Here is a 13,756-nt window from a genome sequence, read left to right as displayed (position 1 = left end):
GCAGCTATTGGGTAATGCTGCCTTCCGGAACGCATTGCGCCAGCGTCAGCAGCCAGCGTTTTTTATTATCGATCCGTTCCAGCCAGCACTTGCCTTCTATGCGCCACAAACGAAACTTTACCGGCACTGTCAGATCGCGGCCGCGCAATGGCCGTTGCTCTATATCAAGCAGCGGGCGCGGGGTCACAACCAGAATGCTGCTTTCGGTCAGAGCGTTATCTGCCAATAACACTGGTTTGTGGTACATGCCCGCGGAGACCACGCGCTGGAGCTCCGCGCGTGACTCTTCCGTGCCCTGCACCAGGACCGCATGCACCTCCTCACTGACTGCCGGGTTAACACTGCAGGCAGAGAGCAGGCCAACGACCATCAGGGCGGCCTTTTTCCAGGGCTTCATCAAGGTCTCTCCAGTATCCGGTTCTCACGCCAGGCCGGCTTGAACAACTCGGCGTCTGCCTGCGTGCCCCCGGCGGGGTTGACCCGCGCGGGCGCGGATTTGGCCGTGGCCGTTGCCGCAAGCTGACAACTGCCGGTTGCCATATAGTTTAGTGCCACAGCGAGACGTGCTTCCGATGGATCACCCAGCGGGCTCAGGAAGTCATCGGCAACCACGCAGCCGGGCACGCCGGCAGAACCGGTTCCCGCCGGCACGAAGCCATCCGAGTACTCACCAAAATTCTTCTCGTTGACGCCCTGGAACTGGATGGTAAACCAGGTGGTTCCGCAGTTATCGGTGGGGTAAAAACCATAGGGCTTGCCACAGGTCTTGTTGCCGACCTGGATAACTTCGATGTCGACGCCGCGCAGGCCATTGATAATCGCCTCACTGGCGGAACAGGTATTGCCACCGGTCAGAACATACACACGCGCCATGCCTAGGCTCGGCAGCGGTTGCCCGGAAGGCAATTCGGAAAAGCCCAGGGTGGTGGAATAGAACGGAATCGGGTCCAGCGGCCTCCCGGTGACAGGGTTAACTTCGCTGTACTTGTCGTTGAACTGCAGCTGCTCAAAGGTACGGCCCGCTGTCGGGACATTACCGGCAATCATATAGGCAAGCTGGCTCGCAATCGCCAGGTAACCACCACCGTTGTAGCGCAGGTCAATTACCAGGTCGTCGATCGATTCGCCGGTCAACTGGTCTATCGCATCACGCAGTTCCTTTTCTGCGGTGGCGATATGATCGTTGAACAGCAGGTAGCCCACACGGCGCCCCATATCCGCTTCCAGCACTTTCACATGCTGGACCGGGTCGGCAATGACCTCGCGGGATTCCAGGCTGTAACTACCGAGGGAGCCATCGGTAAAGCGCACGGTAAACTCGGTCACCTGACCGGCATTATCAGGGAAGAAACCGGCATTCAGCTGATTCACACTTTCCTGGTCGCCGGCCCAGACGACATCCACACCGTTAACCTCGATAACCTCGGCACCACGGGGCGGCAGCCCGGGTATCGCGTCGGTCTCCCGGTAGGCTACACGAATCTCCCGTGGTGGCCGAGATTCGATCACCGCCCACTGCACACCGTAACCGACGGAAACGCCGGACTGGGACATGGCCTGCCACTCGTCCGTTGGCATATAGAAGTGAAAATTATCCTTGCGCGCACCACTGTCGGTCAGCTCGTTGGTCACCAGCAGGTCGAAATACTCTTCCACGCCGTAATCCGCCGGATCCCGATCCTCAATCTCGCGGTACCAGAGGTAAAGCTCATGGCTCCAGGAGCGCAGCCAGTTTTTCTCATCCAGGGCAGTGCCGGCAACATCCGGGTACAATAAGCCGGTTGCCGGATCAACGCCACCGCGCGGCGCCTCGCACTGGTTGGCAAAGGTTTCGGATGGCAGGAAATTGTTGGGCTGCCAGGTAGAGCCGCTGCTACCCACTGGCGGGCTGCCATCATCATCGACCGGCGCCGCGCTACTGCCCCCGCCACCGCCGCCGCACGCGGTGAGGGTTACCGCAAGCAGCACGGACATAACAGTCTTTACTCCCCTGACAAAGATCCAGGACATGAGATACGTTTCCTTATTCTGTTTATTTGAACCGGAATTTTTTATGAGACTAGATTTCAGGCCACTAGTTCAGGCCTCTGATTGACATTCCTGCGGGGGCTAGGACTCCAGCCGCCAAATATGAAATGCCGGCTCTTCGTAGGGGTGTGATGCACGCAAGGCAGCTACCACAGCATCTTTGTACTGGTCATCCAGCACCATTTCCACACGGTATTCGTCTACTGCCTCAATATCCCCCACCTTTCCGATAAATGGCGTGGCACCATTACGCGGCCTGAATTGGCCACGTCCCACCACCTCCCAGCAGCAGCTGTCATAATCGCCGATACGGCCGGCGCCCGCCTCAAACAGTGCCTGTTTGACCTCGGTCAAATGGGTCGCCGGGATATATACGCATAATGCCAGCATGAAAGCCGCTCCTCTACAGGCGGATTGCACCTGTCTATTTATTATCAGTCTGTTGCTATTATCCATCTCTTGATTCTGAGCCTGATTATCCAGAATCTATGGCAAACTGATCCATCAGGGACTCAGGGAAGCAGTCTAAAATAATGCCCGATATGCGACAAACCGGCACCTTGCTACAGGCTGTACTTATCACCGCGCTGCTGATCGGGATGTCCGGCTGTGAGCAGAAGAGGCTGCAGGCCCTGGGCACCCTGGAATGGGACCGTGTCAACGGCCGCGCGGTCGCCTCAGAGCCGATCCTTGAAATCCTTGCCAGGCAAGGAGACCTGGTTAGCAGCGGCCAGCCGCTGTTGCGCCTCGACGGTACGCTACAGGAGCAACGGGTAACCCGGCTTCGGGCAAGCGTCCAGCGCGCGCAGTGGGAACTCAGGGAGCTGGAAAACGGGTTCCGCTCAGAACAGGTCGCCGCAGCCGAGGCACAGCTACGCGCCGCCCGGCAGGACCGTATCACCCGCGAGAAGGAGCACCAGCGCCAGCAGAAGCTGCTGCCAAGCAACCTCACCAGCCAGCAGCGTGCCGACGAAGTCGAACGCGCGTTCAAGTCGGCCATTGCCGCCGAACAGATCGCGCAGGAGCAACTCAGCGAACTGCAAAATGGTTTCCGCAGCGAACAGCTGGAGCAGGCGCGCGCACAACTCGCAGCAGAGCAGGCAGAACTCGCGTACCAGCAGGCACTCCTCGAGCGCTACACCATTTTTGCTGAACGGGCCGGCAGGCTCGACAGCCTGCCGTTTCGTACCGGCGATAAGCCCCCCGCCGGCGCGGTGCTGACCACTGTTCTCGCGGGGGATAACCCCTGGGCACGGGTATACCTGCCCGAACCCTGGCTCAGCCGCCTGCAGGTGGGCAGCGAGGTAAAGGTCCTGGTCGACGGTTTGGAGGCACCCATGGCCGGAAGGATCCGATTTATTTCCGCACAGGCATCCTTCACCCCCTACTTCGCCCTGTCAGAGTCCAACCGCAGCCGGCTCAGTTTCGTGACGGAGGTGGATATACTCGATGATCGGGCATTGCAGCTGCCGCTCGGCATTCCGGTCCAGGTCGAGCCCGCCGATGACTGAATACGTCATAGAAGCTGAGGGACTGACCAAACGCTTCGGCGACTTCACCGCGGTCCAGGGCCTCGACATGCAGATCCAGCGCGGGCAGGTGCATGGCTTCCTGGGGCCCAACGGATCCGGAAAAACCACCGCAATCCGGATGATGTGCGGCCTGCTGGATATCAGCGCAGGCAACGTCAGGGTGCTGGGGCTGGAGATTCCCGAATATGCGGAAGAGGTCCGCGACCAGGTCGGTTACATGACCCAGCGCTTTTCCCACTACCAGGATATGACGGTCCGAGAGAATCTCATGTTTCTGGCCGACATCCGTGGCATGCCAAGGAAGCAGCGCACAGCGCGCGTCGACGAAGTACTTGGGGAATACAACCTTGCCCAGATTACCGGTCGCCTTGCGGGTGATCTCAGCGGCGGACAGAAGCGGCGTCTGTCACTGGCCGGTGCTGTCCTGACACAACCGCAGCTGCTGATGCTGGATGAGCCCACTTCCGAAGTCGATCCCAACACACGCCGGGACATGTGGAGCCGCTTTTTCCGACTCGCCGCAGAAGGCACTTCCATCCTGGTCTCTACCCACCTGATGGATGAGGCGGAGCGCTGTCATCGGCTGACAATCCTCAACCAGGGCGAAAAAGTCGCAGACGGAACCACCGACGAACTCAAGCAGCGCCTGCCCCAGTCAGTCGTGAATATTCATGGCGCCGATGTTTCAGGGCTCGCAGACTCCCTGTCAGATGACGGGCAGATCCTGGCAGCAACCCAGAGTGGCCTGTCTCTGCGGGTACTGGTTGACCGGAATGTAGGGGACCCGGTTGGCTATGTGCGCAGCAGGGTTGGTAACCAATATCAACTGGCGCAGATAGAAGCCGCCATTGAAGATGTATTTGTCGCTGCGACGATGGATACTTCCGATGCATAGCAACGGCATACTGCGCAGCGCCAGCGCGTCACTACGCCGGGTCATGGCGATCTGCGTTAAGGAACTGATCCAGTTGCGCCGTGACCGCCTGACGTTTGCCATGGTGGTCGCCATTCCGCTGATTCAGTTACTGCTATTCGGCTATACCATCAATACCGATGTCCGTAACGTGCCGGTGGCCGTGGTGGACCAGCGGGACAACTTTTTCTCGCGCCAGCTGATCGAGGACCTGCAGGCCTCCCAGGTAATCAAGGTACACACCCACCTGGAAACGCCGCAGCAAGCCACAGACTGGGTACGCGCCGGCAAGGTAAGCGCTGCCCTGATCGTACCGCGGGATGTAGAGAAACGATTTTACAACGATAACCAGGAACCCATTGCGCAGCTGGTCGTGGATGGGTCAGACACGATTCTCGCCAGCGCCCTGAAAGGCCTCAGCGACTTTCCCTTCGACCCGTCACAGCCACCCTCGCCGCGCCAGCTCGCCAAGAACATCACGGTGGACCTGCTTTACAACCCGGAACAGCGTGCCGCCCTGTTTACCGTGCCCGGGTTACTCGGCGTGATCCTGACTATGACCCTGACAATGTTTACAGCGATTGCGATCGTGCGCGAGCGGGAGCGGGGCAATCTCGAACTGTTGATTGCCACTCCGGTGAAAACACCGGAGCTGATGCTGGGGAAATTGGTACCCTATATCGGGCTCGGTCTGCTGCAGGTCGTGATCATTCTGCTACTGGGGCGCTTCTTCTTTGACCTGCCGGTGGTTGGCAGCCCGACATTACTGATGCTTTGCTGCCTGCTGTTTATTTTCGCCAACCTGGGGCTTGGCTTGCTGATTTCCACCCGTGCACCCAACCAGCTGGGCGCGATGCAGATGGCGGTGTTCATCCTGCTGCCATCGATCCTGCTATCCGGCTTTATGTTCCCTTATGCGGCCATGCCCCGGTTTGCCCAGCATCTCGCAGAAATACTGCCGATGACCCACTTTATCCGCCTTACGCGCGGTATCATCCTGCGCGGTGCGGATTTCAGTGACCTTGCAGGCGATATGTTATTCCTGGCCCTGTTTTTTATCGGCACCATGATCGAGGCGCTGAAGAGTTTTCGCAAAAAACTCGATTAACTCCGCAACGCCGCGTGGCAGGGTCCCAATAGACAAAGAAGTCAGTACAGAAGCGTCATCAGTTTGCGCTGGTACCTGATTGCCAGTGGGTCACCACTGCCGAGGGTCTTCAGGATATCGGTGTAGGCATTGCGCGCACCACCGTCGGCAAAGCCCAGGTCCTCGCGCAATACTCCGAGGAGCAGTTCCAGCGCCTCCTCCTGACGGTTTTCCTGGCTCAGTGCCACAGCGAGGCGATACGCCACGTCGGCATTTTCCGGCTCGCTTTCAAGCGCCTCCTGCAGGGCCTTGATTTCCGGCGAATCGGCGGCCTGCTGCTTCAGCTCGAGCATGGCCATCAGCTGCTCGTAATCGGCATCCTGGTCGGCAAGCTTGATTTTACCCAGCACCTCTTCCGCATCTGCCGCCCGGTTCAGCTCGAGATAACAGGCTGCCAGTTGTTTGGCAATATCGGTCCGCTCACCGGAATCGGCATAGGCTGGACGCAACAGGTTGAGCGCCCCGGCAAAGTCACCGGCGACCATTTTTTCCTGCGCTTCCTTGAACTGTGCGTCCCAGGGCTTGGGCAGGTACTTGTCCAACAACTCCCGCACCTGCTGTTCCGGCTGTGCGCCGGCGAAGCCATCGACCGGTTGCCCGTCCTTGAGCAGCAGCACGGTAGGCAAGCTGCGTACGCCGAGCTGCTGCGCCAGCATCTGTTCGTTGTCCGCATTGACCTTGGCAAGCAGGAACTGTCCCGCATATTCATTGGCGAGCTTTTCCAGTACCGGCATCAGCTGTTTGCAGGGCGCGCACCAGTCTGCCCAGAAGTCCACCAGCACCGGGCGCTGCATGGATTCCTCGATCAGGACCTGCTGCGCGTTTTCCATGGTTACGTCGACGATATGCTCGCTCATGCTGCCTCTTTAATTCTCTACACGGCTCAAAGGCGGCATTGTAACGCATCCGGCAAGCCCCACTGAAGCAATGCGGAAGCGCAACAATGCTCCATATCAAACCCAGTGAAAGGCACAAAAGTCCCATTTTCCACCAGCAAAGAAAATTGCGTGCCCAGCGACGGCTTGCTATACAGGTCAGATAATCACAAAAGCGCGAGATGACACCATGACCGAAAGCGACAGCCTAGCGCCCCCGCTGGTCCCTGCAGACAAATCCCTCGCAGAAATCACCATCAAGGCGCTTGTCCTCGGTGTCGTGTTGTCGGCGATACTCGCAGCAGCCAACGCCTATATCGGCCTGCTGGTTGGCCTGACGGTTTCCGCATCCATTCCCGCCGCAGCCGCCTCCATGGGCCTGCTACGTCTTTTCCGGCGCTCCACCATTCTGGAAAACAATATGGTGCAGACTGCTGCCTCCGCGGGGGAATCACTCGCAGCAGGCATCATATTCACCATACCGGCCCTGGTACTCATGCGCGCCTGGACGGGTTACGAATACGGCCCGCTCGTTGCCATCGCCCTGGTGGGCGGCATACTCGGCGTGGCATTCACCATTCCGTTGCGCCGCGCCCTGATCGTGGAGGCCCGCCTGCGTTTCCCCGAGGGCGTGGCTACTGCCGAGGTACTGAAAACCGGCGGCATAGAAACCGTCGATCACCATACGGCAAGCGCAGATGCCGACGCGGCCAGGCGCGGCTTTCGAGTACTGATCAAGGCGGCCGGGCTCGGCGCCCTGATAAAAGCACTGGAATCGGGGCTCGGCTGGCTGGCAGGCTCTGTTGCCGGGGTGAAGGCATTCCTCGGCGGGAAATACCTGGCCATGGGTTCCATCAACCTCTCCCCTGCCCTGGTCGGTGTCGGCTATATCGTCGGGCTCAACATCGCCCTGCTGGTTTTCCTCGGTGGAGTGATTGGCACCGTCATTGGTGTGCCACTCAACTGGCTGTTCAACGGTGCGGAGATCATGACTAAAGCGGGCATAGACCCTGGCATGTCACTCGACAGTCTCGACTCACACCAGTGGGCAGCGGTTGCCGGACAGGCCTGGCAGGATGTGCGCCGCGTGGGCGTCGGTGCCATGATGGTCGGCGGTGTCTGGTCCCTGATCAGCCTGGCGAAACCCCTGGTTACCGGTGTAAAGGCCAGCTTGCACGCCTACCGGGAGTCCCGGGTCGTCGGCAACGGTGGCGTACCGAGAACCGACTTCGATACACCGATCATCTACGTCGGTATCGTGGCACTGCTGGCGACCATACCACTTTTCCTGATTTTCCTACACGCCCTCGGGGATTACCCGGACCGGGTTATGATTGCATCGGTCATGACCATCCTGATGCTGGTATTCGGCTTTATCTTCGCGTCGGTCGCGGGCTATATGGCAGGCCTGGTGGGCAGCTCCAACAACCCGGTTTCCGGCATCACCATTGCTACGGTAATTTTTTCCGCCCTGATCCTGTTACAGCTGATGGGCAGCACCGGTCAGGCCGCGACCCTCGGTCCCATCGCAGTAATCTTCCTCGCCGGGCTGATCTGTTCGGCTGCGGCCATTGCCGGCGACAATATGCAAGACCTGAAGTGCGGACATATCCTCGGTGCCACCCCCTGGCGACAACAGGTGATGCAGGTGGTCGGCGTAATCGGCGCGGCGCTGGTCATACCCGTGGTACTGGAAATCCTGGACCACGGCTATGGTATTGGCCGGCCCAGTCCGATCAACCCCGGCGCGCAACCACTGTCCGCTCCGCAAGCGGGCCTGATGCAGGCGCTCGCGACCGGCATCTTCGGTGACGGCATTGAATGGAACTTTATCTTTATGGGGTTCGCGCTGGCGATTGTCCTGATTATCCTGGACAAGGTGCAGGAATCACGGGGCTCGCATTTCCGTTTTCCGGTACTGGCCGTCGCGGTGGGCATCTACCTGCCGCTCGGCCTTTCAGTGCCGATTTTCATCGGTGGACTGATCGCCTATTACATCGACAGGCACTCATCCAACCTACACGAAAAGCAGCGCAAAAAGCAGGAACAGACCGGGTTGCTGGTCGCCTCCGGCTTGATCACCGGCGAAGCCTTGATGGGCGTGGTCGTGGCGGCGTTAGCGGGATGGGGCTTTTCTCATGGACTGAACCTGCCACTTACCAACCTCGGTGGCTGGAGCAGCATTCTGGGCGTGGTTGCACTATTGGTAGCGATTGCTTACCAGTATCGTAAGACAAAAAGCGCAGGGGATGATTAAGGATAGCGACAGCCTGATATATTACTCAGACTTTCCAACTAAAAAGAATTTTCAACTGTAACAGTGCGGTTAAGCCGGCACAGCAACATGCATCTGGAGTAGGCGTTCGATCGCGATCCGGCGTGCCTCGTCATCACGGAACCGGGAAATCAGCGTATCCCGGAAAAATTTCAGGCTCACTGATTGCAGGTGTGGCGGGAGTTGTTCGATCAGTGAACCAACTTGTTCAATTGTTGGCAAACTCCAGGCACCTCGCTTTATGGGAACCGTGTTTTTTTCAGGCAAACGAACCCCAAACTCGGATTCCAGCCAAGCCGCATCGACCGCAAACGCCTGCCTGCTTTTTTGACTGAAGTCACAGGCCAGCGGGGTACCAGTGACCTCAAACAAGGCCTTTACATCACCCATTTTACGATCAGGGGAACTCCGCCCCTCGACAATACGCGGGTAGGTCTCGTTGATAGCAGAAATGATCTCGAGCGCCTCGAGGCAAACCGACTCATTTGCACGCACATCTTTGAATGGCCACCAGTAGAGTCCGGTTAATACCGTCTTTATAAAATATTTAACCAATCCATCGGGATATGCGCAGGCATCGTGAAAGCTCAGGATCCTGATTTCGTCTCTGTCGAACACCGACAAGCCTGCAGCCAGAGATTTCTTATAGAGGTGCTCAGCAAACCCGGTAGTGACTGCCGTCCGTTCCTCGAGGCTTCCACCCCCCTTTACGGATTGCTGGATGGCACTCGCAATGTAGGCTTCATGCTCGCGGGCAAAATAAATCACTTCAAACGAAGTCGCACCCAGTTCCTCAACAAACCAGGCACGAAGCGCACGAAGCTCCTCGGTCGATAATATGCACAACGCCTCTCCGGACATAACCAGCGTAGAGGCTTTGCGGGCGTATTCCCTTAACTGCTGTTCAAACAGGGCCCGCAGCCTGTTCGCGGCGGATTCCCCATCAAATCCACGAATTAAATTATTGGGTACGAGCGCAGGGTTCGATTTGAAAAGCGTAAGGAAGCAGCGCGAGTGGTTGTAAATCCGTGGGTTTTTGCTGTCGCTGAATACAGGGTAGGTATACCCGAATAGATTCAGCCAGCGCGAAGATCGCCCCAGCGCCTTTTGGATCGCAGAAGTTCCGGTCTTGTGAATACCGGCATGTAATATGACTTTCACCCGACAGCCCGGGCGGTTTGAACCAGAGTTTTATGAAGCCTGGCCACACTACACCAGTTTGTACCATACAGCATTGACCCGGGATTCACGCGACACCTTCTGCTCTTTTCTCTTCCGTAGCCAGCGGCTGCTCGGCCGACAATGGCGGCAGATGGTAACGCGAATCATGCAGGGATTGCACCAGGCGATTCGCGGCGGCCCCGTCGCCGGCCTCGATAGCGGCGAAGACCTGCCCCTCTACTTCCATAAGCCGGGCCTTCCACTGCTTGAGCAACTCCCGGTCCAGCCCCTGCAATCGGTTCAGCACCTGGCCGCGATAGGTCTCCCACAGATCCGGCTGCTGCAACTGCCAACCGTTGGAGAACCCCATCGGCCGGAACAGGCTATTGCAGGTTTGTGCGGTACCGGTAAAGGCCATGCGTGGCCCCTTCGCGTCCAGGCGCACAATCATTGCGCAGGTTGTTTCAGAGGGGCGCCATACCCGGCCAAGGCCAGTGCCGGCATGCATACAGAGATCGGCATTGCCACCGGGTCCGGTACCGGCATGACTGCGCAGCACCGCAGCAAAGTCGGCAAAGCCGGGGGTTTCTGCCTGCGCCAGTCCCCATGCACGCTCCAGGCTCTGCGCCCGTCGCCTGGCCACCTTGCCAAAAAACGGCATCAGCCTGGAGTCGTTGCGGGAGGCAAAATTCACCGGCCTGCCACTCGTGACCGGGCATGCCCTGTCATAGTCCTCTTCAATGGTCAGGCCATTGGAAATGCTGTCGGCCGCGGAGATGCGCTTTGCCACCCATTCCCGGCCCGCTGTCTCCAGCTTCCAGATGTGGTCACGATCTGCTATCAGGAAACTGCTGTCGTAGCGAAAGTTCCGGTTTTCGTAGCCGGCCGGGCCACCCTGGCCAAACTCTTCCAGCAGCTCGCAGATAACGCTAAGCGCGGATTCTGCACTGTCGCCGCGCTCCAATCCAAGCCGGACCAGGTCCATACCCAGAAGACCGGCACCATTTTGCAACACACTCCTGGAGAAAATAGCTTCGTTGGCGATCGCTACCCCGCATTCATTGACCCCCATCTCCGCACCCCAGATCCAGGCGGGGCGGCTGATGACGCAGCCATAACGCCGGGCTACCTGAGGCACCTGGGTCCAGGTCGTCATCATCGAGCCAGGGCTGGTTTCTTTTGCCGGCGGGTGCCATTCAACCCGCTGTGCCTCGAGCGGATCCCGATCACTGTTCTTGGCCAGCCAGACCGCACCATCCCGGCGGATGGCAAAACTGTCACACATGAGCATTCTCCTTTGCCCGATTTGGTTGCAGCAGTTCGCGCACTTCGCCTGCGGCACGCTCGGCAGCTTCCAGGCCGCCTTCCATATAGCCGTACCATTCGCGCGCGGTTTCTGTTCCAGCCCAGTGTATCCGACCGTTCGCGCTCCTCAGTAACCGCCCATTCCCTGTCCAGCTACCGGTGGTCATATGCGCGGCGTAGCCGCCACGGGCCCACTCATCGGCACTCCAGTCCTTTTCCACATATTCAAGCGGTGTCTGCGCGCGCTCACCAAAGTAGTTGGCAAAGCTCTGCAGCACCGCTGCCCGCCGGTCTTCAGCATCCATTGCCGCCAGACGCCGGGCATTACCGCCGTCGAGCAGGGTCATCAGCAAACCCGAGCGCTTGCCGGGCTCGGAGTTGTCAAAGGTAGCCTGGGCCACTTCGCCGGGGCCCGTACCCTGCCCGGACAGTCCGGCATCGCGCCAGAAAGGCGTCTCATAGCGAGCTATACACTTGGTCACATTGCCGGCCGGCATACGCTGCAACAACTGGTCACGCCAGCCCGGCAAAGCCGGCTCGAAGGCAATGCGCAATGTCTGGTTCGGCGGCGTTGCGATAATCAGGCGTTCACAGTGCACGCGCCCACGGGCGTGCTCGATTACCAGACCGTCGGCAGACTCAGTTACCCTTTGCACCGCCGTATCCTGCAGTACCGCACTGCCGAGCGACTGTGCCATATTCTCGCACACGGCCTGGGTACCGCCGTGGACCCGGTCCTGCTGCGCACCACCGGTCACTGCCAGCAAGGTCTGCAGGGAATGCCCCGAGCGGATGTAGAACAGCGCGTGCAGCAGGGAAAAGTCGGAGGCATCACCGGCGAACACCGCACCCACGGCAATTTCCATAATGGCACGTGCCTGCCGCGTCCAGGCTGCCTTGCGAACCCAGCTGTCCAGGGTCATCGCATCCCACTTTCTTGCGTCCGGGTGCCGCCACGGCGCAGCGGCATCCAGCGTGTCCGCCATGCGCTCAAGCCGCGTCATCAACTGGCCAATGTCTGCCAGCACCACCGGGTTTAACCTTGGAATGGTGCCACTGTATGGCCGCAGCCTCCCGTTCAGGCGCAGCAGGTTTTTACCGCTGTCATATAACGGGAAGGTCCGCATCCCCAGGGACTCGATCAAGCGGTACATCCTGTCCTGCCCGGGGCCGACCCACTGCCCCCCCACATCGACACTGTCTCCATTTTCGAAGCGGTGATTCAAAAGGCGTCCGCCCACCCGCTGTCGCGCCTCCAGTACCGCGACGGAATAGTCGGCCTGTAGCAGCCTGGCAGCGTAGAGACCTGAAATACCCGCACCGATAACAGCAACCTGTACTTTTTTCATTACGCTAGCGCCCTCCCCGCGGATCAAACCATAGCGACGATAGCACCGGACCATCATGGGGCTGCCCCTGTACCACGCGCCCATTCAGCACGGCGGTGGTGATGCCATCGTCACCCAGATCCCAGAGATCGCCACGCAAGAACGTATTCATGCCCGCATGAATACCGGCGCTGCGACCGGCAAATGCATATTTCAGCCACGCTTCCCCCTCGGTGAGGGTACCCACGTGCGCCGGGTTGACGTCGGCAGGTGCCGCCGCACCGTTATAACCCTGCCATGGCTGTCGCCACAGATTGTCCGGGGCCGAGAACGACGGCACTGCTACCAGCTCTGCGCCACTGCGTCGTACCTCCTCCCACACCTGCGGATACCAGCTATCTGCACAGATCAATACGGACAGGAGGCCGGCTGGAGTCTGGTATACCGGTACCGGACCAGCCGCCGCCGCGGTAAACGGCAGTTCCGATGTAATCGGGAACTGTTTCAGTGAGGGCCCGGCAATGCGGCCATCGGCGAAAAAAAGAAAACTACTGTTGAAAATTGGTCCTTCGCCCACCACGATCGAACCACTCTGGATACGTGGGGCCGGCAGCGCAATGGAGCCGCCGACGATAGTGATCCCGAATTCCCGTGCCAGCGTTTGGAATGTCGACTGGTAAAGCGCGGCCATTTCACCTGCCCGACTACGAAAGACAGCCGCCGCGAGCGGATCCTGCTCATCCGCTGCCAGCAGGTATTTCGCAAACCGCAAAGGGTGTTTGAGGATGATTGGCGGCATGGCCAGAGTGGTGCTCGGTGCATGATTGGCATAAACGCCCCCGCCAGCCGCCACCAGCCAGGTACCGATGTGCTCAGGGAATACCGCGATGGTCTGGGCGGTCAGCCAACCTTCGCGCCTTGCGGCCTGCAGGTACCCCTGCAGCCTGGTATACAGGTTTTGCGGGGTAACATAATCCCCGGGAACGAGGTATGGCTGTACGGAAAGGAGGTTCGCCGGGCCGCTGCTCGCGCTATTCAGGGCCTCGAGTCGCGGTGTCTGCCAGCGCGGGGGCTCGGCAGTGTAGGGAAACCAGGTAATCGCAATGGCAACGAGTGCCAGTTTCAGGGACCAGGAGAGCAAGGTCTTGAGCATGCGCTGTTATTCTCGTTATCGCGGCTAGTATCCTGTGCT

The 13,756-nt window shown here is 59.2% G+C and carries 12 protein-coding genes; 4 read left to right on the top strand and 8 right to left on the bottom strand.

The features are described 5' to 3' along the window. Positions 1 to 4 precede the first annotated feature (4 nt). From QSJ80_RS05930 to QSJ80_RS05920, 3 genes are all read right to left on the bottom strand, one after another. Positions 5 to 397, bottom strand: a complete 393-nt coding sequence (locus QSJ80_RS05930) for a hypothetical protein (RefSeq protein WP_285763468.1) — start codon at positions 395 to 397, stop codon at positions 5 to 7. Then, positions 397 to 2,010, bottom strand: coding sequence for a S41 family peptidase (locus QSJ80_RS05925; protein ID WP_285763467.1), 1,614 nt, complete (start codon positions 2,008 to 2,010; stop codon positions 397 to 399). The genes QSJ80_RS05930 and QSJ80_RS05925 overlap by 1 nt, the downstream gene beginning before the upstream one ends. Before the next feature lie 99 nt (positions 2,011 to 2,109). Continuing rightward, positions 2,110 to 2,418 carry a YqfO family protein gene (locus QSJ80_RS05920; protein ID WP_285763466.1) on the bottom strand — a complete coding sequence of 103 codons (309 nt, stop codon included), beginning with the start codon at positions 2,416 to 2,418 and terminating at the stop codon, positions 2,110 to 2,112. A gap of 143 nt (positions 2,419 to 2,561) precedes the next feature. Here QSJ80_RS05920 and QSJ80_RS05915 point away from each other — a divergent pair, with 143 nt between their 5' ends. From QSJ80_RS05915 to QSJ80_RS05905, 3 genes are read left to right on the top strand one after another with little or no spacing between them, the layout of a single operon-like run. After that, the gene (locus tag QSJ80_RS05915; protein WP_285763465.1) at positions 2,562 to 3,539 is read left to right on the top strand and encodes an HlyD family secretion protein; all 978 of its coding nucleotides are present in this window, start codon (positions 2,562 to 2,564) and stop codon (positions 3,537 to 3,539) included. Further along, positions 3,532 to 4,455: an ABC transporter ATP-binding protein gene (locus QSJ80_RS05910; protein ID WP_285763464.1), complete on the top strand. Its 924-nt coding sequence runs from the start codon at positions 3,532 to 3,534 to the stop codon at positions 4,453 to 4,455. Before QSJ80_RS05915 ends, QSJ80_RS05910 begins: the two co-directional genes overlap by 8 nt. Continuing rightward, entirely contained in the window at positions 4,448 to 5,581 is a 1,134-nt protein-coding gene (locus QSJ80_RS05905; protein ID WP_285763463.1) for an ABC transporter permease, read from the top strand. Before QSJ80_RS05910 ends, QSJ80_RS05905 begins: the two co-directional genes overlap by 8 nt. A 41-nt stretch (positions 5,582 to 5,622) precedes the next feature. Here the strand turns inward: QSJ80_RS05905 and trxA are convergent, their stop codons facing one another. Continuing rightward, the gene (gene trxA, locus QSJ80_RS05900) at positions 5,623 to 6,477 is read right to left on the bottom strand and encodes a thioredoxin (RefSeq protein WP_285763461.1); all 855 of its coding nucleotides are present in this window, start codon (positions 6,475 to 6,477) and stop codon (positions 5,623 to 5,625) included. Positions 6,478 to 6,685: 208 nt separating this feature from the next. On the opposite strand from trxA, the gene QSJ80_RS05895 reads away from it, so the two are divergent. After that, the gene (locus tag QSJ80_RS05895; RefSeq protein WP_285763459.1) at positions 6,686 to 8,752 is read left to right on the top strand and encodes an OPT family oligopeptide transporter; all 2,067 of its coding nucleotides are present in this window, start codon (positions 6,686 to 6,688) and stop codon (positions 8,750 to 8,752) included. Between the two features lie 69 nt (positions 8,753 to 8,821). Here QSJ80_RS05895 and QSJ80_RS05890 read toward each other — a convergent pair whose 3' ends face one another. The 4 genes from QSJ80_RS05890 to QSJ80_RS05875 form a co-directional block, all read right to left on the bottom strand. Beyond that, positions 8,822 to 9,931 carry a hypothetical protein gene (locus QSJ80_RS05890; RefSeq protein WP_285763458.1) on the bottom strand — a complete coding sequence of 370 codons (1,110 nt, stop codon included), beginning with the start codon at positions 9,929 to 9,931 and terminating at the stop codon, positions 8,822 to 8,824. Positions 9,932 to 10,016: 85 nt separating this feature from the next. Further along, a complete protein-coding gene (locus QSJ80_RS05885) occupies positions 10,017 to 11,216 on the bottom strand; it encodes a C69 family dipeptidase (protein ID WP_285763456.1) in 1,200 nt (399 codons plus the stop codon). Continuing rightward, a complete protein-coding gene (locus QSJ80_RS05880; RefSeq protein ID WP_285763455.1) occupies positions 11,209 to 12,585 on the bottom strand; it encodes a flavin monoamine oxidase family protein in 1,377 nt (458 codons plus the stop codon). The genes QSJ80_RS05885 and QSJ80_RS05880 overlap by 8 nt, the downstream gene beginning before the upstream one ends. A gap of 4 nt (positions 12,586 to 12,589) precedes the next feature. Next, a complete protein-coding gene (locus tag QSJ80_RS05875; RefSeq protein WP_285763454.1) occupies positions 12,590 to 13,717 on the bottom strand; it encodes a carbon-nitrogen hydrolase family protein in 1,128 nt (375 codons plus the stop codon). Positions 13,718 to 13,756: the final 39 nt, after the last annotated feature.

This window comes from Biformimicrobium ophioploci (assembly GCF_030270605.1).
In the GTDB taxonomy this organism is placed as follows: domain Bacteria; phylum Pseudomonadota; class Gammaproteobacteria; order Pseudomonadales; family Cellvibrionaceae; genus Biformimicrobium; species Biformimicrobium ophioploci.
Note: the sequence above shows the minus strand (reverse complement) of the source record. Positions and strands in the feature narration are given on the sequence as shown.

Coding starts and splice junctions, on each gene's coding strand:
- QSJ80_RS05930 (WP_285763468.1), bottom strand. CDS start 397: ATGAAGCCCTGGAAAAAGGCCGCCCTGATGGTCGTTGGCCTGCTCTCT.
- QSJ80_RS05925 (WP_285763467.1), bottom strand. CDS start 2,010: ATGTCCTGGATCTTTGTCAGGGGAGTAAAGACTGTTATGTCCGTGCTG.
- QSJ80_RS05920 (WP_285763466.1), bottom strand. CDS start 2,418: ATGCTGGCATTATGCGTATATATCCCGGCGACCCATTTGACCGAGGTC.
- QSJ80_RS05915 (WP_285763465.1), top strand. CDS start 2,562: ATGCCCGATATGCGACAAACCGGCACCTTGCTACAGGCTGTACTTATC.
- QSJ80_RS05910 (WP_285763464.1), top strand. CDS start 3,532: ATGACTGAATACGTCATAGAAGCTGAGGGACTGACCAAACGCTTCGGC.
- QSJ80_RS05905 (WP_285763463.1), top strand. CDS start 4,448: ATGCATAGCAACGGCATACTGCGCAGCGCCAGCGCGTCACTACGCCGG.
- trxA (WP_285763461.1), bottom strand. CDS start 6,477: ATGAGCGAGCATATCGTCGACGTAACCATGGAAAACGCGCAGCAGGTC.
- QSJ80_RS05895 (WP_285763459.1), top strand. CDS start 6,686: ATGACCGAAAGCGACAGCCTAGCGCCCCCGCTGGTCCCTGCAGACAAA.
- QSJ80_RS05885 (WP_285763456.1), bottom strand. CDS start 11,216: ATGTGTGACAGTTTTGCCATCCGCCGGGATGGTGCGGTCTGGCTGGCC.
- QSJ80_RS05880 (WP_285763455.1), bottom strand. CDS start 12,585: ATGAAAAAAGTACAGGTTGCTGTTATCGGTGCGGGTATTTCAGGTCTC.
- QSJ80_RS05875 (WP_285763454.1), bottom strand. CDS start 13,717: ATGCTCAAGACCTTGCTCTCCTGGTCCCTGAAACTGGCACTCGTTGCC.